This is a genomic window from Xanthomonas sp. 10-10 (assembly GCF_040182365.1).
Lineage (GTDB): Bacteria > Pseudomonadota > Gammaproteobacteria > Xanthomonadales > Xanthomonadaceae > Xanthomonas > Xanthomonas arboricola_F.
This window is the reverse complement of sequence record NZ_CP144460.1, coordinates 619,927-639,640: the sequence shown is the minus strand read 5'-3', so window position 1 is coordinate 639,640 and position 19,714 is coordinate 619,927. Positions and strand designations below refer to the sequence as shown.

Annotated in this window: 13 protein-coding genes and 1 pseudogene; 1 reads left to right on the top strand and 13 read right to left on the bottom strand. The window is 64.6% G+C overall.

Annotated features, from left to right (window positions below; translation table 11 throughout):
- Positions 1 to 88 precede the first annotated feature (88 nt).
- From VZ068_RS02720 to glgA, 6 genes are read right to left on the bottom strand one after another with little or no spacing between them, the layout of a single operon-like run.
- Positions 89 to 274 carry a DUF2934 domain-containing protein gene (locus VZ068_RS02720; RefSeq protein WP_039424237.1) on the bottom strand — a complete coding sequence of 62 codons (186 nt, stop codon included), beginning with the start codon at positions 272 to 274 and terminating at the stop codon, positions 89 to 91.
- Between the two features lie 24 nt (positions 275 to 298).
- Entirely contained in the window at positions 299 to 2,902 is a 2,604-nt protein-coding gene (gene treY, locus VZ068_RS02715; RefSeq protein WP_349656829.1) for a malto-oligosyltrehalose synthase, read from the bottom strand.
- Entirely contained in the window at positions 2,899 to 4,833 is a 1,935-nt protein-coding gene (locus VZ068_RS02710) for a 4-alpha-glucanotransferase (protein ID WP_349656828.1), read from the bottom strand. The genes treY and VZ068_RS02710 overlap by 4 nt, the downstream gene beginning before the upstream one ends.
- The gene (gene treZ / locus VZ068_RS02705; protein ID WP_349656827.1) at positions 4,830 to 6,587 is read right to left on the bottom strand and encodes a malto-oligosyltrehalose trehalohydrolase; all 1,758 of its coding nucleotides are present in this window, start codon (positions 6,585 to 6,587) and stop codon (positions 4,830 to 4,832) included. Before treZ ends, VZ068_RS02710 begins: the two co-directional genes overlap by 4 nt.
- A gap of 2 nt (positions 6,588 to 6,589) precedes the next feature.
- Positions 6,590 to 8,821: a 1,4-alpha-glucan branching enzyme gene (locus VZ068_RS02700; RefSeq protein WP_349656826.1), complete on the bottom strand. Its 2,232-nt coding sequence runs from the start codon at positions 8,819 to 8,821 to the stop codon at positions 6,590 to 6,592.
- A complete protein-coding gene (gene glgA / locus VZ068_RS02695; protein ID WP_259155877.1) occupies positions 8,818 to 10,401 on the bottom strand; it encodes a glycogen synthase GlgA in 1,584 nt (527 codons plus the stop codon). Before glgA ends, VZ068_RS02700 begins: the two co-directional genes overlap by 4 nt.
- Before the next feature lie 482 nt (positions 10,402 to 10,883).
- Here glgA and VZ068_RS02690 point away from each other — a divergent pair, with 482 nt between their 5' ends.
- Complete coding sequence (locus VZ068_RS02690) at positions 10,884 to 12,512, top strand: diguanylate cyclase (RefSeq protein ID WP_349656825.1); 1,629 nt, start codon at positions 10,884 to 10,886, stop codon at positions 12,510 to 12,512.
- Positions 12,513 to 12,569: 57 nt separating this feature from the next.
- On the opposite strand, the gene VZ068_RS02685 is transcribed toward VZ068_RS02690, so the two are convergent.
- From VZ068_RS02685 to VZ068_RS02655, 7 genes and pseudogenes are all read right to left on the bottom strand, one after another.
- Positions 12,570 to 13,678, bottom strand: a protein-coding gene (locus VZ068_RS02685) for an IS3 family transposase (RefSeq protein WP_349656824.1) whose coding sequence is annotated in 2 segments (ribosomal slippage) — positions 12,570 to 13,417 and positions 13,417 to 13,678 — 1,110 coding nt in all. Because the reading frame shifts where the segments join, the coding sequence is not laid out codon by codon here.
- A gap of 41 nt (positions 13,679 to 13,719) precedes the next feature.
- Entirely contained in the window at positions 13,720 to 13,935 is a 216-nt protein-coding gene (locus tag VZ068_RS02680) for a hypothetical protein (RefSeq protein ID WP_349656823.1), read from the bottom strand.
- 639 nt (positions 13,936 to 14,574) lie between these two features.
- Positions 14,575 to 14,982, bottom strand: a complete 408-nt coding sequence (locus VZ068_RS02675) for a hypothetical protein (RefSeq protein ID WP_349657796.1) — start codon at positions 14,980 to 14,982, stop codon at positions 14,575 to 14,577.
- A gap of 213 nt (positions 14,983 to 15,195) precedes the next feature.
- A pseudogene (locus VZ068_RS02670) lies at positions 15,196 to 15,276 on the bottom strand (hypothetical protein); the annotation flags it as partial.
- 5 nt (positions 15,277 to 15,281) lie between these two features.
- Positions 15,282 to 15,770: a hypothetical protein gene (locus tag VZ068_RS02665; protein WP_349656822.1), complete on the bottom strand. Its 489-nt coding sequence runs from the start codon at positions 15,768 to 15,770 to the stop codon at positions 15,282 to 15,284.
- 369 nt (positions 15,771 to 16,139) lie between these two features.
- A complete protein-coding gene (locus tag VZ068_RS02660; protein ID WP_349656821.1) occupies positions 16,140 to 16,556 on the bottom strand; it encodes a hypothetical protein in 417 nt (138 codons plus the stop codon).
- Positions 16,553 to 19,639 (bottom strand): RHS repeat-associated core domain-containing protein, encoded by a 3,087-nt coding sequence (locus VZ068_RS02655; protein ID WP_349656820.1) that lies wholly within the window; start codon positions 19,637 to 19,639, stop codon positions 16,553 to 16,555. The genes VZ068_RS02660 and VZ068_RS02655 overlap by 4 nt, the downstream gene beginning before the upstream one ends.
- Positions 19,640 to 19,714: the final 75 nt, after the last annotated feature.

Genomic DNA, 19,714 nt, shown 5'->3' with positions numbered 1-19,714 from the left:
CAAGACAGTGCGCGGTGTGCGGCTGCGCCGGGCTGTGCACGCCTGCATGGGCGCACGGCACGGCCCATGCAAGGTGGCAGAGACGGTGTTACTGGCGCGCAGTGATCGGCGTGGCCGCGTGCTCGGCGGCCTGCTCGGCCGCGCGTTCTTCGGCATCCACCAGCCGCTCGGCCATGGCCCAGTGGCGGTCCGCATGCCCGTCCGGGCGGCCTTCGGCCTCCCAGATCTCCTGTGCCAACTGGCGAAGCCGCGCTTGCCGTTCCGTGTCATTCATTGCGTACATTTGCCTCGGGGTCGTTTATGGGGTCAACAACACTGCCACCGGCGCACGTGCAAAGACCGTGGACATCGCCACGCGGCCGCGCTGCGGCTGCAGCGTGCTGCCGTCGAGCACATTACGGTATGTGGCTTCCGGCAATGCCAACGACGCCTGACCCCAGCTGGCCGGCGGCACCAGCAACGGCAGATCGCCGTCGCTGTGGATGCCTGCGCCCAGCCGGGTGACGGCCACCACCAACGACTGGCTGCGGTACTGACGACGGAATGCCAGCACCTGCGCATCTCCGCCGGCCGCAACGCTCAAGGGTTGGTAATCGCCCTTCGCAAACAGCGCCGGATGTTCGCCGCGCAGCTGCAGCAGCACGGCGGTCAGACGCGCCTTGACTGCGCCATCGCGCCAGCTGCGCAGCAAGGTAGTGAAGTCGCGTGTCTGCTCCAGCCAGCGCTGACGCTGCGCATAATCGACCGGGCGGCGGTTGTCCGGGTCCACCAGCGACAGGTCCCAGCCCTCGGTGCCCTGATACAGGTCGGGCACGCCGGGCACGGTCAGGCGCAAGGTGGTCTGCACCAGCGAATTGCGCGCACCGGCCGCCGCGATATGGTTGCTGGCACGTAGCAGCGCGCGGCGCAGCGGCAACCCGGCGCGGCTGGTCAGCACCTGCTCCACGGTAGCCTGCACGGCCTGTTCGTACTCGGCAGAGCCGTCGGTCCAGCTGGTATGCAACTTGGCTTCGCGCACCGCCTTGAGCAGCCACTGCGCCACGCGCTCGGCATAGACAGCAAGCGGCTCCGCCTGGTCGGCGCCCAACCCGATGGGCCAGGCCGCTACCAGCGTCTGCCACAGCATCTGCTGGTCGCCACCGGCCAGCGCCGGCGACTCCAGCGTCTCGGCCAGGGCGTCGAACTGGGTGCTCTGCTCGGCCCACCACTTCGGCTGCTCGGACAGCACCGCCAGCCGCATGCGCAGGTCCTCGCCACGCTTGTGATCGTGGGTGGCAGTGGCCAGCAGCGCGCGCGGGTAGTGCCTGGCGCGTTCTTGATTCTGCGCGTGGAATTCGGCGGCCTCGTTGGCGAAATGGGTCGGGTGGCTGCCGACCTCGTTGCGCGACAACAGCACGCCATGCCGGTAGAACGCGGTGTCTTCCACGGCCTTGGCGTTGAGCGGTGCGGACAGCTGCTCCACCCGACGACGCAGGATGCGGCGCAAGGCGATCTGCGCGCGGTCGGCGCCGGCATCGTCCAGCAACCAGCGCTCGATGGCGTCCACAGCCGCTACGATTGCCTCGGGCATGCCTTCGCGGGCACGCGCGGCAGTGGCGCGCAGGCGCTCCGCCTCGCTGCCGGTGATGCCCTGGGTGCCGGCATAGGTGCGATACACCGGAAACCAGCGCAGCAGCACACACAGGCCGCGTGCCAGCATCTGCGGGCTGAACTCGCGCGTGGGCGGGTCCAGGTGCGCCAATGCCGACAACGCGCCCACCGCGCGATTGAATTCGGTCTGCAGCGGGCCGCGCAGGATTTCGTCGCGGGCCACGCGTTCTTCCTGCGCAAAGTCGCCGCTACGTCCGCTCACGCGTTGCCAGGCACGCGCCAGCGGCTTGAAACCGGCCGCGTCATGCAGCACGCCACCGACCTGGTCCATGAAGTCGTAACCGGTGGTGCCATCGCAGGGCCAGTCCGCCGGCAGGTGCTCGCCGGGGGCCAGGATCTTTTCCAGATACAGGCCCAGCGTGCCGGGCTTGAGCCCACGCGTGCGCCCGGCCGCATCCAGCCGGCTGCGCAGCTTGCGCACATAGCCGGTGGGGTCGGTAAGCCCGTCCACATGATCGATGCGCAGGCCGTCCAGATGCCCTTCGGCCACCAACCGCAGCGGCAGCGCATGCACGGCGTCGAACACCGCCGGCAGCTCCACCCGCAACGCCACCAGCGAGGTGATGTCGAAGAAGCGGCGGTAATTGAGCATGTCGTTGCCCACGCGCCACCAGTTCAACCGATACGGTTGGCGTTCGATCAACTTGTGCAGGCGGCCATCGCCGCGCTTGGCGCCGTCGTTGTAGTCGCGCAGCCATTGCGCCCGTGCAGATGCTTCCGGGATCTCCAGCGTCTGCGGGCGGATCGGATAGCGTTGGTCGTAATGTGCCAGTGCCGCGCTGCCGTCGTCTTCGATCACCAGGGTGATCAGGCCTTCGGCCAGCGCGGTGGCGTACGGGCGGTCCAGCACGGCCAGCCACAACTTTCCATCGCGGCCAGGCGCGCGCCAATCGATGTCGAACCAGTCGGCATGCCTGGCACTGCGGCCGTGGCGCAACACGTCCCACCACCAGGCGTTTTGCGCGTGGGTGGCCATGTGATTGGGCACGATGTCGGCGATCAGGCCCATGCCGTGTTCGCGCGCGGCCTGCGACAGGGCGACGAGCGCGTCTTCGCCGCCGAGCTCGGGATTGACCACGGTCGGGTCGATATTGTCGTAGCCGTGCGTGGAGCCCGGCACCGCGGTGCCGATCGGCGACAGGTAGAGATGGCTGATGCCAAGGCCGGCGTAGTACGGCACCTGCGCGAGCGCATCGTGCAGGGTGAAGCCGGCATGCAGCTGCAGGCGGGCGGTGGCGCGAAGCTCGATCATGGCTGTGGTTCCGAAACGGCCGCGACGCGACGCGCCTCGGCAAAGCCCTGCAGCGCCGTAGTCAGGCGCGCATGCGGCAAGGGATCGGGCAGGCGTCGACGCCAGTTGGGATGGACTTCGACGGTGCCCGGCAGATTGGGTTGTTCGTCCAGCGCCAGTGCGTCTTCCACCGGCAGCAGGGCCAGCGGCGAGACGCTGCCGGCAGTGAAGCGCAGCGCACCCAGCAGCGGGTCGTCCGCCGCGCTGAGTCCGGTGTGTTCGACCGCTGCGTCCAGCCGCGCGACGTCCTGGGTGCGGGCCGTGGCATCGTCCTTGGCCTGCGCGGGCTGGATCAGCTCCAGCCTGCGTCGCCAATCGATATCGCGGCCTTCGCGCCAGCCGGTCAGTGTGGGCAGGTCGTGCGTTGTGGTGGTGGCCACCGCATCCGGCCGCCATAGCGCCGGCGACACGAAGGCGCCGTCGTCGTCGCGGGTGAACATCAGCACATCGATGCCCATCACCCCGCGCCGCGAGAGTTCTTCGCGGATGCCCGGCGGCACCACGCCCAGATCCTCGCCAATGACAATGGCGCGGTGACGCCACGATTCCAGCGCCAGCAGATTGAGCAGGTCGTGCAACGGATACGCCAGATAGGCGCCTTCGTTGGAGCTGGCGCCGTTGGGCACCACCCAAAGCCGTAGCAGGCCAAGAATGTGATCGATGCGGATCCCGCCGCGATCGCGCAGCACCGCGCGCAGCAGTGCGATGTACGGCGCAAACCCGCTACGCCGCAATGCGGTGGGCGAATACGCACCGATGCCCCAATGCTGACCGTCGGCATTGAAGGCATCCGGTGGCGCGCCCAGCACCAGGCCACGCAGCACGGTGTCTGCAGCCGCTGCGGCTTCGGCGCCATTGGGATCGAAGCCGACCGCCAGATCGGCGATCAACCCGATCTTCATGCCGCGCTCGTGCGCTTCGCGCTGCGCATCGGACCAGCTGCGCGCCGCCAGCCATTGGGTGAATACATGCAGCTGCGGATCGTTGTCGCCGAAATCCTTGGCGGCGAACCGTGCGAACCCGTCCAGCGCCGCCCCGCCTTCCGTGCGGAAGGCGAGCAGGTCGGCATGGTCCGGCGCCACGCGCGTATGCAGATGGCGCAACAGTTCCCACTTGGCCTGCGCCGAGGCTGGCCAATCGATCAATGCGTTGGTGTGCAGCGTATCGAACCGCTGGCGCAGGCCTGCCACGTCGTCGATGGCCTCCAGTGCCAGCTCGCCCAGCACGCGGACCGGGGCGGCATGCAGGGGATCGAAAAAGCGTCGGTCGCTGGGCGAATACGGGCTGTAACCGCCGGTGACCGGTCGCGAGGCGTGCACCGGGCTCAACGCCAGCGCATCGGCGCCGGCCAGCGCTGCGTGCCGCAGCCATTCCACAGCGCCGGCAGCATCGCCGATACCGCCGTCATCGAGGCTGCAGGCCGAATACACCTGCAACGCCATGCCCCAGGCACGCGGCGACGGCTGCGCGCAGGCGTCGGCCACGCTGAAGCAGCGTTGCGGCGCAACCGCTACCTGCTGGGTCAGCGCACCGATCTGCAGCGTCCAGTAGCCATAGCGCTGTGGTGCGAGCAACTGCCCCTGCGCATCCGCACGCGCCGGTTCGCTGGCGCCGCTGTCATCGGTCCAGCGGCCACTGGCATTGGCGGCAACGCGCAACGGCAGCGGCTCGCCCACCTGCACGGTGAGCAGCGCTGCCGGTTCGGCTGCCTGCGCCTGGCAGCGCCGCAGGCTGTCTTCGCGTTGTGCGGCAGTGGCCGACGGGAATTGCAGGGCGGTCAGCACTGCCTGCACCGACTGCTCGGACACCTGCCGTGGCTGGTCGCTGGCATCCACCCAATCCACCATCACCCCGGCTGCCGCGGCCAGGGTGTGCAGGGTGTTGGTGCTCATGTGCGGTCCTCGTGCCAGGCGATGAAACCGTCGACCGGCAACTGCTGCGCGGAGGCATCGAGGTTTTCGGCAAATGCCACACGCCCGCGCAGTGGCGGCAGCGGAACGGCCGCGCTGCCGACGTTGAAGGCGATATGCCACAGGCCATCCGGCAGTTCCCAGGTGGCGGTGAGTGCGCCCTCGGCCAGCACGCTGGCGCGTATCGCGCGCGCCTCGGCAAGGCCGGGCACCAGCCACTGCCGACGCACGCCCAGCAGCGCGGTGAACCACGCTGCCCACTGCGCGCCGTCGCCGTGCGCGGCATCGTCGATCGGCGAGCGCGAAGCGGCGAAGGTGGCGTGGCTGTTGGGGTCGGGAATGGTGGCGCGCTGCGCTTCGTCGGCGAATGCGGCGAAGTGCGCAAACTCGCGACGGCGCCCTTCGCGCACCGCATCGTCCAGCGGCGGGCCGAAGTCGGTGAAGAACAGGAACGGCTGCTTCGCGCCCCATGGCTCGCCCATGAAGAACAGCGGGATCATCGGCGTCAACGCGGTCAACGCCAGCGCTGCGCGCAGGCGTTGCGGCGAGACCAGCACGGTCAGCCGCTCGCCACGCGCGCGGTTGCCGATCTGGTCGTGGTTCTGCGCAAACACCACGAACTTGTGCGGCGGCAGCGCCCCGCTCGGCTCGCCACGCACATGCCCGCGCGGGTCAGGCTCGCCCTGGTAGGCGAAGCCTTCGCCGAGCACGCGCGCCAGGTGCTCGGTGGGCTTGTCGGCGAAGGCGGCGTAATAGCCTTCGGCTTCGCCGGTCAACAGCACATGCAGGGCGTTGTGGAAATCGTCGTCCCACTGCGCGGTGTAGCCGCGCTGCAGCTGCGAGGCCTGGTTGGCCTCGTTTTCCAGCACCAGATGCACATGGCGGCCGGCCGGCAGGCTGGCCTGCACGGTCTGCCGCAGGGTATCCAGGAAAGCATTCGGGGTGATCGCGTGCACCGCATCCAGGCGCAGGCCGTCGAAGCCGTATTCGTGCAGCCACATCAGCGCATTGTCGAGAAAGTAACGCTGCACCTGCGGCTTGCGGAAATCGATCGCCGCGCCCCAGGGCGTGGGCTTGTCCTCGTTGAAGAACGGGGCCGCATAGCTGTGCAGGTAATTGCCGTCCGGGCCGAAGTGGTTGTAGACCACATCCAGCAACACCATCAGGCCGTAGCCGTGCGCGGCGTCGATCAATGCCTTCAGTTCGTCCGGGGTGCCATAGGCGTCGGCCGGCGCATACGGCAGCACGCCGTCGTAGCCCCAGTTATGCGCGCCCGGGAACGCGCTCAACGGCATCAGTTCGATCGCGGTGATGCCCATTGCCGCCAGCTGCGGCAATTGCGCCTGCACGCCGGCATAGCCGCCGCAGGTGCCCACGTGCAGTTCGTAGATCACCGCCTCGTCCCATGGACGGCCCTGCCACTGCGTGTTGCTCCAACGATAGCTGTCGGTGGGCTGCACCGCGCTGGGGCCGTGCACGCCATCGGGCTGCCAGCGCGAGGCCGGGTCGGGTACCGGCTCGCCGCCATCCACGCTGTAGCGATAACGCGCGGTGGCCGCGCAGGCCAGGGTGGCGGCGAAGAACCCGTCCTGCCCGGCCTGCAACGCGCTGCGCGTGCCGTCGTCGAAGACCACCTCCACGCGCGTTGCGTCCGGTGCCCAGAGCGCGAAGCGCACCTGTCCCTCACCCGCTGGCCAGGCGCCCCAGGCCGGGATGATGTCGTTGCGCTGCTTCATTGTTATTTCTCCGCTTGCAGGTAGATCGTGGCCAGCGGCGGCAGGGTCAGGCGCAGACGCTGCGCATGCCCATGCATGCCCGTCGGCTCGGTCGCAAGGCGACCGCTGTTGCCGAGGTTGCTGCCGCCGTAGTGGGCACTGTCGGTGTTGAGGATTTCGCGCCAGCTGCCGGCACGCGGCACGCCAACGCGGTAGTCGTGGTGCGGTTGCGGGGTGAGGTTGCTCACCGCCAGCAGGGGTGCGCCGCCCTCGGGGTCGTGGCGGATGAACGCCAGTACGCTGTTGCGCGCGTCGTCAGCCACGCTCCAGTCGAAGCCCTCGGCACGATGCGTGCCTCGGTAGAGCGCCGGCACGCGGCGCAAGGTGGCATTGAGATCGCCAACCAATTGCTGCACGCCGCGATGGGGTGCGCCGTCGAGCAGATGCCAGTCCAGCGACTGATCGTGATTCCAGTCGGCCCACTGGCCGAACTCGGCCCCCATGAACACCAGCTTGTCTCCCGGATGCGCCCACATCAGCGCCAGGTACGCGCGCAGGTTGGCAAAGCGCCGCCAGTCGTCGCCGGGCATCTGCCCCAGCAGGCCGCCGGTGCCATGCACCACCTCGTCGTGCGAGAGCGGCAACACAAAACGCTCGGAGAACGCATACACCAGGCCGAAGGTGAGCTGGCTGTGGTGCTGCGCACGCTCGGCCGGATCGCGCTGCATGTAGCTCAGCGTGTCGTGCATCCAGCCCATGTTCCATTTGTGGGTGAAGCCCAGGCCGCCCTCGCTGATCGGCGCGGTCACGCCCGGCCAGGCGGTGGACTCTTCGGCGATGGTCAGCACACCGGGAAAGCGCGTGGCGATCTCGCTGTTGAGCTGGCGCAGGAAGGCGACGGCCTCCAGGTTCTCGCGGCCGCCGTGCGCGTTGGGGACCCACTCGCCTTCGGCGCGGCCGTAGTCGCGATACAGCATCGAGGCCACCGCATCCACGCGCAGGCCGTCGAGGTGGTAATGGTCGATCCACTCCAGCGCGCTGCCCTGCAGGAACGCCGTCACTTCGGGCCGGCCGTAGTTGTAGATCAGCGTATTCCAGTCGCGGTGCATGCCTTCGCGGGGGTCGGCATGCTCGTACAGCGCGGCACCGTCGAACTGCGCCAGGCCATGTGCGTCGCTCGGGAAGTGCGCGCTGACCCAGTCCAGGATCACGCCGATGCCGGCGCGATGGCAGGCATCGACGAATTGCGCAAAGCCATCCGGGCTGCCATGGCGCGCGGTGGGCGCGTACAGGCCCAGCGGCTGGTAGCCCCACGACCCGCCGAACGGATGTTCGGTGATCGGCAGCAACTCGATATGGGTGAAGCCCAGCCGCTGGACGTACGGGATCAGCTCACGGGCCAGGCCGGCCCAGTCCAGCGGCTGGTCGTTCCCGTCGCGACGCCACGAGGCGGCATGCACTTCGTAGATGGACAGCGGCGCCGACGGCGCCTGCACCGAACGCCTGGCCATCCATTCGGCATCGGTCCACGCAAACGCGGCGCCACCGGGCACCACCGAGGCGGTGGCCGGCGGCAGCTCGCTCTGCCGCGCAACCGGGTCGGCCTTGAGCAGCACACGGCCGTCGGCGGCAGTGATGGCGTACTTGTAGCGGGCGCCGGCTTCCACACGCGGCAGGAACAATTCCCAGATGCCGCCGATGCGTTGCCGCATCGGATGCCGCCGCACGTCCCAGCCATTGAAATCACCGACCACTGCAACCCGCTGCGCATGCGGCGCCCAGACCGCAAAGCGCACACCCGGCACATCGGCGCAGCGCAGATGCTGCGCGCCCAATGCGTTGCGCAATGCCTGCCCGTCGCCAGCGGCGATCTGCAGCAGCAACGATTCGTCCAGCGTCGGGGCAAACGCGTACGGGTCTTCGATCTCCTGCACCAGATCCGGCCAGACGATGCGCAGCCGGTATGGCCCATCGACTGCCAGCTCGCCTTCGAACACGCCACCGACCGCGCCGACCTGCATGCGCGCCAGCAACTTGCCGCGTGGATCGATCAGGCCCATCGCCTCGGCACCGGGCGCCAGGACCCGAACGCGGCGGCGGCCATCGGCCTGCAGGTGCGGGCCCAGCACCGCGAATGCGTCGGTAGGCGCTGCATCGGCCAGCGCCTGCAAGGCAGGCGCGCTGTCAGAGACTTCTTCCGTGATCACACCTTCGCCTTCCGTTCCCTGCCCTTGCACGCCCAACCGTTCGCTCATGACACCGCCGCAAGCGCAGGTGCGGTTGCGGCGGTGTGCTCATAAAGGGACAGATATTTCTTGCCGGCCACATCCCAGCCGCTGGGGCGCAGCATGGCCGCGCGGCGCATGGCAGACAGCAGGCTGGGCAGGCGGAAGGTACGGAACGCGCGTTCCAGGCAGCGGCGCAAGGCCTCCACACTGGCATGCTGGAACAGGAAGCCGGTGACGCCGTCGTCCACGGTGTCGATCAGCCCGCCGGTGGCATGCGCGATCGGCAGGCAGCCAAAGCGCTGTGCATACATCTGGCTCAGGCCGCATGGCTCGAAGCGCGACGGCATCAGCAGGAAGTCGGCACCGGCGAACATGCGCCGCGCCAGGCCTTCCTCAAAACCGATGAAGGCACCGACCTGGCCGGGGTACCGACGGGTCAGCTCGGCCACCTGTTGTTCGATCTCCGGCTCGCCGCCGCCGATCACCGCGATCTGGCCACCGGCCGCCACGATCTGCGGGGCAACCTCGCAGATCAGGTCCAGGCCCTTCTGATGCACCAGCCGCGATACCACCGCAAACAGCGGACCGGTGCTCTCGCGCAGCCCGAAGGCCTTGCGCACCTGCGCGGCGTTGGCCTGACGGCCCTGCCACTGATTCACGCTGAAGTGCGTATCAAGATATTCGTCGGTACGTGGGTCCCAGCTGGCGTCGATGCCGTTGACGATGCCGGTCAGCGCGCCCTTGGCAGCGCGGCCGGCCAGCAGCCGGTCCAGCCCGCAGCCCTGCGCCGGGCCGGTGATCTGCTTGGCATAGCTGACGCTGACCGTGTTGACGTGGTCGGCATTGACGATGCCACCGCGCAGGAACGACATCTGCCCGTAGAACTCCAGTTCGGCCACACGCTCGGCCGGGATGCCCAGCGCGGACGCCATCGAATACGGCACCAGGCCCTGGTAGGCCAGGTTATGGATGGTGAGCAGGCATGGCGTGGTGCCGCCGGACCAGCGCACATACGCCGCCGCCAGCGCGCACGGCCAGTCGTTGAGATGCAGCAGGCGCGGCTTCCAGCCCAGGCCAGCATGGCCGGCGGCGATCTGCGCGGCGGCATGCGACAGGGTGGCGAAGCGGATCGCATTGTCTTCGAACTCCGAACCGCTGGTGCTCACATACGGCGAGCCATCGCGTTCGAACAGTTCTTTGGACAGCAGGATGTAGATCGGCAGCCCATCCGACTGCACGATGCGGCCGATGTCGCAGGCCGGCAGCGCGGCATGCGCCAGCACACGGCCCACGATCTCCACCTTGCCGGCGCGCTCGAGCACGGCACGATAGCCGGGGATCAATACACGCACGTCGTAGCGATGGCGCAGCGCGCGCGGCAGGGCTGCCGCGACATCGCCCAGACCGCCCGCCTTGATGAAGTCGGCCATCTCCGAGACCACGAACAAGGCGCCACGCGTATCGGCCAGCGATACGGGCAGACGCTCGTGATGGGGAATGAACCGCCCGCGCGCGTCGCGCGGCCGCCCGCTCTTCTTCAGCGTGGGGATCAATGCGCTGCGATCTAGGCGTGCAGTACTGGCGTGAAGCGGCATCGTGGCAACCATCTAAACGTCCGTCGTAAAGTGGGTGGAGACGGAAAACGGCGAAGCGAAAACCATCGTCTGCCGATGTGGCCAGACGACCTGCTACGAATGAGGAGCGGGGGCGACGCGCGTACTCCACGTCGTCCTTGGAGATGAATCTACACCCCGTACAAATAAAATATGCGTGAACATGTCCTGACTTTTCTGCGACAGCCACATTCCTTTACGCACGGTTGCGCAAGTCTGCCGGCATAAGCGATGCATTGCAGTGCGATGACATCCCCGCATCGGTGCATGGATGCCTTGATGCACCGAATGCGGGAGAGCGCGGCAGCGTTCGTCGTCATCTGCGTAACTTGTTCATCCGAGCGTTCGGTGGATGCCACGCAGCGTGACGGCGCCAACGGATGCATGCTATGCGTTGCGCCATACGGTGCGGCACGCTCAAGCGACCCGCATGCGCGCCGATAACCAGCGATAGCGTCGACCTTTCGAGACCTGGCATGGCTGACCAGCCTGAACTTCCAAGCCGCCCGCGTGGCGGGCTGCGCCGTCTGTTGCCCTGGGGCGGCACGGACACCGCGCGCCCGGTCGCTGCGCTGCCCAGCGTGCGCGGCAGCGCCCAGGCCGCGCCGGGGCTGGCGGCACATCAGTTGGTTCCCGCCAAGACCAAATCGGGCGCGCACGACCCGGCGGCCGCCACCGCGCTGCTCATCCGCCTGTTTTCGCATGCTGCGCACCCAGAAGCGCTGCTGCTGGCGTTCGCCGAGGGCATCGCCAGCCTGCACGGCGAGCTCGGCGATATGGGCGTGCGCCTGGGCGCGGCCTATGCGGCCGGCGACTGGCACGGCTACGGCCGTACGCTGCGCCAGTTGATCGACAAGTACATCCGCACCATCGATATCGGCGACTCGCTGGCCGAAGGCCGCACCGAAGCCGAACAGCTGCGCGACCTGCTGCGGCATGCGCTGGGCAATGCCCTGGCCACCCTGTTGCAACGCAGTCCCGAGCTGGCCGAAGAAGCCCAGACCCTGGCCTCGGCCCTGCGCCATTGGCGCCCCGGCCATGAGCTGATCACGCTGGAGCAGCGACTGCGCGAGCTGAGCCATCAGATCGGCCTGCGTGCCGACGATGCCAGCGAACAACAGAACCTGTTGCTCGGCTTGTTCGACCTATTACTGGAGAACGTCGGCGAACTCCTCGACGATCGCAGCTGGCTGCAGGGCCAGATCTCGGTCGTCCGGCAGCTTTTGGCCGGCCCGCTGGATGTGGAATCGATCGAGCAGGCACGCGGCACCTTGCGCGAGGTGATCTACAAGCAGGGCCTGCTCAAGCAGGGCATCGCCGATTCCAAGACCGCCATGCGCGAGATGATGGTGTCCTTCGTCGACCGGCTCGACGGCATGGCCACCAGCACGGGCGAGTACCACGACCGCGTTGCCGGCTATTCGCAGGCGATCGGCGACGCTCGCAGCATTCCCGATCTGAATCGCCTGCTGCAGGACGTGCTGCAGGACACCGCCGGTGTGCAGGCGCAGGCGCTGGCCGCGCGCGACGAGTTGCTGGCTGCACGCCGTCAGGTCGAAGATGCCGAACAACGCATCGCCTCGCTCGAACAGGAACTTAACGCAGTGGCCGGACTGGTGCGCGAAGACCAGCTGACCGGCGCGCTCAACCGGCGCGGCTTCGAAGAACTGTTCCAGCGCGAAGCGGTCCGCACCCAACGCAGCGGCCAGCCGCTCTGCGTGGCGATGCTGGACCTGGACGATTTCCGCCGCCTCAACGAAGCGCACGGCCACGCCGGCGGCGACGCCGCGCTGCGCCACACCGTCGATGTGGCCAAGGCGGTGTTGCGCACGACCGATGCCATCGCCCGCTTCGGCGGCGAAGAGTTCGTGCTGCTGCTGCCGGACTCGACCATTTTCGAGGCCAGCGCGGCGGTCATCCGCCTGCAGCGCGCCCTGGCGCAGCGCTCCCTGCTGCACGAGGACGTGCGGATCTTCATCAGTTTCAGTGCCGGCGTCGCGCTGCGACGCCCCGACGAAACCCAGGACGAGCTGGTCCGCCGCGCCGATCGCGCCATGTACGACGCCAAGGCCGCGGGGAAGAATCGGGTGATCAGCGCCGAGTAGCGGTAGCGATGAGTTCCGCGAAAAATCCTCTTGGACGACTTGTCGACTCCCCGTAATTCAATGCCAGCCAAAACTAGAGGTCTGCGGTTGATGTTGATCACTGAACTCGGCGGGCGTTAGCCCGCCCAGGCTGTCGTGCGGGATCTGTTGGTTGTAGTCGGCCAGCCAGTGTTCGGTCTGTTCGCGGACCTCGCTCAGCGTGCGGAAGATGTGCATGTCCAGCACGCCGCGCCGGTAGCTGCCGTTGAAGCGTTCGATGAAACCGTTTTGCATCGGCCGCCCCGGCTCGATGAAATCCAATGCGATGCCTTTGCGCTCGGCCCACTCGGCCAAGGCCAACGCGACAAATTCCGGTCCGTTGTCCAGGCAAAGCTTAGCGAGATAGCCGCGCCAGGTTGCGATGCGTTCCAACGTGCGGATGACGCAGGCGGCCGGAAGATTCAAGTCCACTTCGATTGCCAAGGCTTCCCGACTGAAATCGTCGATGACATTGAACGTGCGGAAGCGTCGACCATCCCACAGCGCATCGGACATGAAGTCGATCGACCATCCGGCATTGGGGCGTGCTCCACATGCCAATGGTTGTAGATGGCGCGTGGGGACCCGGCGCCTGCTGCGACGACGCTGATTGAGCTTCACCAGGCAATACACGCGCCAGACCCTTTTATGATTCCACACATGTCCGCGACGGCGGATGATCTGAAAGAGCTTTCCAAAACCACGCTCGGGAAAGCGCTCGGCCAATTCGGACAGCAGCGCAATGACCTCCTCGTCGCGATCGGGACGGCGCCGATAGCGCGCTGTGGAGCGAGCCACGCCAACGACCGCACAGGCCCGGCGCTCGCTCCAGCCATGCTGCTCAACGAGCCAGGCAAGAAGCGGGCGTTTGTGCGCCGGGTCTACAGCTTTTTTGCGATGACATCCTTCAATGCATGGTTTTCCATCGCGAGCTCGGCGTACATGCGTTTGAGCTTGCTGTGCTCGCTCTCCAGGTCGCGAAGGCGCTGCACATCAGCTGCCTCCATCCCACCGTACTTGGACTTCCAGAGGTAGTACGTCGCGTCGGAAATACCCAGCTCACGGCACACATCCTTGACCTGGCGGCCGCCCTCCACCTGCTTCAGCGTGGCGACAATCTGGCTCTCGGTGAACTTGCTCTTGCGCATCGTTGGTCTCCTTGGTGGTTAGTGTGCCCGGAGACCTCCAACTATGGATGGATCAATTTTACGGGGAGTCGACAATGGCCGGTATAGCCCACGCCATCGACCGTCTTGGCGATCGCCGCGCCGTAGTGCTCGTACTGGGTGCGCTCGACGACCTGGCCTGCAGCGTTGGTCGTTGCCACCGGGCTGCCCAGCGCATCGGTGTGCTGGTAGGTCACGGTCTCGGCGCCGCCCGCGGCCGGGCGGGTGCGCAGGGCCACCACGTTGCCGGCTATGTAGATGTAGTCGGTGTTAATGCCTTTCCTAGCGTCTTGCGTGTAGATCAGCGATGACTCGTTCGAAAGGGCCGGCGGCGTCTCCCGGTCTCGGTGCTGCCGATAGCGGCCGCACCGAAGAAGCGCGGCCCACAGAAGAAGCTGCGCAAGCAGCTTGAACGAATCGAAGCGCTACCGCTCGGCAGACAACGCGCCATCACCCAAGTGCTCGACTAGGTAATGACCGGACATCAGTTAGCCGGGTTTGTTTAGTCGAAAATCATGGGATGAAATCTAGCAATGACGGTGCCGCCGCGGAATAAGCCGTAATAGTATTGATCGCCCACCTTGTTTGATCCCAGGCAATTGACCAAGCGAATTTGATCGCCAGGCCGGATTGCGACGGCCATTGCCATCCATTCATTGTTTTCTTCGGGATTGGGATTGCCACTCAGCTTCGAGTTTTCAACCACTTCAGCCCGGCTTAGAGGTACCGAGATGGTACAGCCTGCGAACCCTAGGCGAGCAGCAACTCCTCCGGGCTCAGACTTCAATCCGGCGGGAGCAGACGCGCAGCTAACCACCGCAAAACAGAGCGCGGCGAAGGAAGTCCCTCGGAATGCCTGTGAGCCCCGGCGCTGATCACTATTTGATGTCATTGGATGCCTGGTCAAAAGGTGCTTGGTGCTGTAGTTGGAAATTTGGATTAGCCCATCCGCGATTTGGTAAAGAAGCGCCCGAGTAGATCGTATGAAGGATTTCATGCCCGAACGTCTGGCCTACATCGGTCCCACTACCGTCGCTCCAGAATCTCATCGGACCATTAGAAGGGGAACCATCAGCGGTCGCAGGCACTCCGCCAACCACCGTATAGCCTGGCTTGGAATCAGGGGACGCACTTTCGGAAGCGATCACCTTGATCGATTGCATACGACCAACGAGAGCCGCGCCACCTACTTTCTGATCAGGTATGCCAAGCCCTTCGTTTCCTTTGATCGTGACGTCGCCACCCTTGGCAGCTATCGCTTTCGCAGCGGAATACTTCGTCGTCATAGCAGCTTCGGCACGGAGGATTCGACCTCCCCGGCCAAAGACTTGGGATACCTTCCCCCCCAATGCCGCTTCTCTGGTGACCTCTTTCCCCTTCCTGCCTCTAAATTCATCAAACGTACAACTGTCCTTCCCGTCCGCTGTTGCGCACTTCCGACCATCGGGGTCTTTGAAACGGTACGGGTTCGTGTTTGCGTACCAATATCGATTGAAATTCGCTCCGGTGCCGTTGTTCGCTGTCACCGGGTCCACGCTCAAGAACCGCCCGACCACCGGATCATAATACCGCTGCTGCATATAAATCAGCCCGGTCCCCCATCCATGGCATGGCCGGTGTAACCCACACCATCGACCGTCTTGCCGATCGCCGCGCCGTAGGGCTCGTACTGGGTGCGTTCGACGACTTGGCCCGCGGCGTTGGTCGTGGCCACCGGGCTACCCAGCGCATCGGTGTGCTGGTAGGTCACGCTCTCGGCGCCGCCTGCGGCCGGGCGTGCGCGCAGGGCCACCACGCTGCCGGCCAGGTAGATGTAGTCGGTGTTGATGCCTTTTCTGGCGTCTTGCGTGTAGAGCAGCTGGCCCAGCTGGCTGTACAGCTGGTAGTTGCAGGCCGCGCTGCCGCAGGCGATCACGCGCCTGCCGTAGCCGTCGTAGGCGTACCACTCCTTGTTCGCCACCGAACGCAGCCGGTTGCCCTGCGAGAAGGTGTAGGCCTGGCCGTTCTTGTTGGACAGGTTGCCCTGCACGTCGTAGCTCAGCCCCACCACGCTGGCGCCGGTGGCGACGTTCATCAGGTTGGTCAGGCGGTTGGCGCCGTCGTAGTAGTACTCGTAGCTGGTATCCCCGGTGACGTGCGTGCGCAGATTGTCCTGCGCGTCGTAGGTATAGCGATGCGCGCCGGTGACGCCAAAGGAGTGGTGGTCTCGATCCTGGCAGGCAGGCCGTCGGGCGTGTAGGTCCAGCGCTGATCGCCGTTCTTGTCGGGGAAGGACAGTCAGGACAATCGATTTCGCACATCGTAGTTGCGTAGCACCACGCGCCCGGGGGCCAATGCGTCTTCCCGGTTGCAACTGTGCGCGTCCGGTAGCGACGGGCCGCTGGCAATGCAGAGTCGTCCAGACTTGCCATTCCTCACAAGTTTGCGAAGGCCGCCCTATTACTCAAATACCACTTCCTCTTGCCACATCAAAACTTTCGATATTATTTATTATAAAAACAATACCTCCACCTTGGCTTCGACGATCAACCACCCCCCCGGAAACCTTAACCCTTATCTCGACATTGTTTTCCGGAGTCCACTGCCTGTATCCTGACTCGATCAAAGCTTTTCCTTTTTTTGATTTTTGGACTTTTTCTGAAATTTCGACGGAAAGCAACTCTGCCGGATCAGCACAATCATAGAGTGAAGTACCATGCCTATCATTTTTAATACAAGAATCAAAAAAAATCTGCCTTCCCATACTGCGATCTTGATTTTTTTTCACATCGGCCACCTTACTACTTCGCCCTAGATTATCGCAGCCAGAAATCAGAATGATGGCTACAATAAAATTTACTTTGATATTATTAAAATTCACGGCACACATCTCCCCGACGCACAGGTTATATTTACTGATTGCAATACCTGATTTTCAATTTCAGAATTATTGGTCCCGCCATTTATCGTCCACAGGCCCCAAGGGGAATTAGCACTTAAATAATTATAAAATGCAGCTTCTGCCCTGTATGCACGGCGCTCCCCCTGAAGGAATTCATGACGACTGCGAGTCATTGCTTTAAATCCATTGTTTTCTCGCATCCGTTGATCATATCCATGGGAACCCTCATGAATTATTGTCGAATCAACCAAGTCTTGATAAGAAAATCCTATAAAGTTCTTTGAAGCAGACTTGAGCCCAGAAAAATTAACCGAAATGGTCGTTTTTCCATTCGCAGTTAACGCATTACCCGCACTCCCCAGCGCTCCATTCTGCACTACCACGCCGTTATCGACCCCCTCTTTCCCGTAGAACTTGGAGATAGAATCAGATCGCCCATATCTAACATTAGATCCGATCTGCTTATTTCCAGATCTAGAGAGCTTTTCCATAGCCTTGGATACAGCTGAACAAGCTTCTTTCCCAGCGTTGCATAGATACCTACCATCAGGATCGATGCTTTTTATTGGGTTGTTTTCTACATACGCATATCGATTGAAATTTTTACCTGATGATAGGTTAACTGGGACCGAATCAGAGCTGAGAAACCGCCCGATCACCGGATCATAATACCGCTGCTGCATATAAATCAGCCCGGTCCCCCCATCCATGGCATGGCCGGTGTAACCCACACCATCGACCGTCTTGCCGATCGCCGCACCGTAGGGTTCGTACTGGGTGCGCTCGACGACTTGGCCTGCCGCGTTGGTTGTTGCCACCGGGCTGCCCAGCGCATCGGTGTGCTGGTAGGTCACGCTCTCGGCGCCGCCTGCGGCCGGGCGTGCGCGCAGGGCCACCACGCTGCCGGCCAGGTAGATGTAGTCGGTGTTGATGCCTTTTCTGGCGTCTTGCGTGTAGAGCAGCTGGCCCAGCTGGCTGTACAGCTGGTAGTTGCAGGCCGCGCTGCCGCAGGCGATCACGCGCCTGCCGTAGCCGTCGTAGGCGTACCACTCCTTGTTCGCCACCGAACGCAGCCGGTTGCCCTGCGAGAACGTGTAGGCCTGACCGTTCTTGTTGGACAGGTTGCCCTGCACGTCGTAGCTCAGCCCCACCACGCTGGCGCCGGTGGCGACGTTCATCAGGTTGGTCAGGCGGTTGGCGCCGTCGTAGTAGTACTCGTAGCTGGTATCCCCGGTGGCGTGCGTGCGCAGATTGTCCTGCGCGTCGTAGGTATAGCGATGCGCGCCGGTGACGCCGAAACTGGCCGATGCCGCCACCCGTAGACGGTCGCGTGCGTCGTACTCCATGGTGCGGCTATACCCATCGCCACGGGTCTGGTCCAGGATGGCGCTGACATTGCCGTTGGGATCGTACTGGTACTGATACTGCTGCGCGCCCGAGTCCGACACCATCGCCGGCAGCTGCCGCGCGTTCATGGCCATGCTGTGGACGACCCCGTTGCCGTAGGTGAACCGCGCTATCGCCCCATTGGGGTGATAGCCAATTCCGCTGGCATAGCTGCCGGCTCTGGTCGGCTGCCCGAGTGCATTCGGGGCGTAATCCACCGATAACCCACTTGGGTACACCTGGCTGGCCAAGGCCCCGTTGGCGTCGTAGCTGTAGCCCACGCTCCAGTCCGCCCAGCCCGCCGTCGCTTCGCCGGTCACCAGCCTGCGACGGTTGTACTGGTAAGTATTGACCACCGTCTTGCCGCCACCGTCGGTGGTGGTGGTCTCGATCCTGGCGGGCAGGCCGTCTGGCGTGTAGGTCCAGCGCTGATCGCCGTTCTTGTCGGGAAAGGACAGCCAGGACAAGCGGTTGCGCGCATCGTAGGTGCGCAGCACCACGCGCCCGGAAGCCAAGGCCTCTTCGCGGTTGCAGGCCTGCGTATCCGGCAGCGACAGCCCGCTGGCAGTCCAGCCGATGTTGCCGGCAGCGTCGTAGTCGACCACCGTGGCGCCTGTCTCGGGCTCGATAGTCTTGCACAGCCGCTGGTATTCGTCATACACGTAGCGACGCGCGATCGACACCGGCGGCGGAACGCGGAACGTGCCGGAGTTGGCGACCAGATTGCTTGCCGCACCGACCGGCGAAATTCCGTGGATGTAGATCAATTGGTTCGCGTAGCGCTGGCGTGCTGCCGCATCCAGCAGAATCGAAAAACGGTACGCGCCACCTTGTGCGCGGCATGCGCTGGCGACTCCGGCTTCACTCGCTTGGTTAGCAGACACAGCTGCAAAGAAAGTACCGCTGCCCGCCGGACCGCCGAGGTAGGCATGCACATCGATCGAGGCGTTGCGTCCGGTCGAGCACGCCCAGCCCATGATGGTGTAGGTATTGCCTTGACCTGCCCCCACCCCATCGATATTGCCGGTGACGACAGATTGCTCGACGTTGACCGTCAATGGCGCGGAGGTGGTCTGCTTGCCGTTGTTGTCGGTCGCACGCGCGGTGATGCTGTGGTTTCCCGCCGGCGCCCCTGTCCATGCAATCGCATAAGGCGCAGCACCACTGCTTCCGATCGCAGCGCCATTGGCGAAGTAGTCGACCTGGGTGACGTTGCCATCGCTATCGGAGGCGTTGGCGGAAAGACCGACTGTGGCCGGGGCGAAAAACGGTGCGCCGGTCGCGGCATTCAAGGCGATGCTCGGTGGTTTCTCTCCCGCAGCCACGACCGTGACTGTAGTCGTTGACGTTGTTGCGGTTCCCCCAAGATTGCTGGTGGCGCGTGCGGAGAACTGATGCGTACCCGCCTGCACTCCATTGACGGCAAAGGAAATACTCTCCTGGTTGTTGACGCGCGCAATGACGGCGCCGTTCTGGTACAGCGTGATGCTGGAGACGCTGACGCCGTCGTCGATGGTACCGCCAGAGGCACTGACCACAATATTTGCTGGCGCCGTCAGCGTCATGCCTGATGCCGGAGCATTCAGTTGCACCCAGACGTAGGGATTTGCTTTTTGCGCATACACGGCCGAGGACAGCAGCATCCAGCCGCATACGATAAGGAGAAAACGCAACATTCGGCTCGCCTTCAAGGTTTGGCCAACGCGTGCCGCTACGCCCATCCAGGCCTAACGGCATCCTGATTCATTCGA

Coding starts and splice junctions, on each gene's coding strand:
- VZ068_RS02720 (WP_039424237.1), bottom strand. CDS start 274: ATGAATGACACGGAACGGCAAGCGCGGCTTCGCCAGTTGGCACAGGAG.
- treY (WP_349656829.1), bottom strand. CDS start 2,902: ATGATCGAGCTTCGCGCCACCGCCCGCCTGCAGCTGCATGCCGGCTTC.
- VZ068_RS02710 (WP_349656828.1), bottom strand. CDS start 4,833: ATGAGCACCAACACCCTGCACACCCTGGCCGCGGCAGCCGGGGTGATG.
- treZ (WP_349656827.1), bottom strand. CDS start 6,587: ATGAAGCAGCGCAACGACATCATCCCGGCCTGGGGCGCCTGGCCAGCG.
- VZ068_RS02700 (WP_349656826.1), bottom strand. CDS start 8,821: ATGAGCGAACGGTTGGGCGTGCAAGGGCAGGGAACGGAAGGCGAAGGT.
- glgA (WP_259155877.1), bottom strand. CDS start 10,401: ATGGTTGCCACGATGCCGCTTCACGCCAGTACTGCACGCCTAGATCGC.
- VZ068_RS02690 (WP_349656825.1), top strand. CDS start 10,884: ATGGCTGACCAGCCTGAACTTCCAAGCCGCCCGCGTGGCGGGCTGCGC.
- VZ068_RS02675 (WP_349657796.1), bottom strand. CDS start 14,982: ATGACGACGAAGTATTCCGCTGCGAAAGCGATAGCTGCCAAGGGTGGC.
- VZ068_RS02665 (WP_349656822.1), bottom strand. CDS start 15,770: ATGAACGTCGCCACCGGCGCCAGCGTGGTGGGGCTGAGCTACGACGTG.
- VZ068_RS02655 (WP_349656820.1), bottom strand. CDS start 19,639: ATGTTGCGTTTTCTCCTTATCGTATGCGGCTGGATGCTGCTGTCCTCG.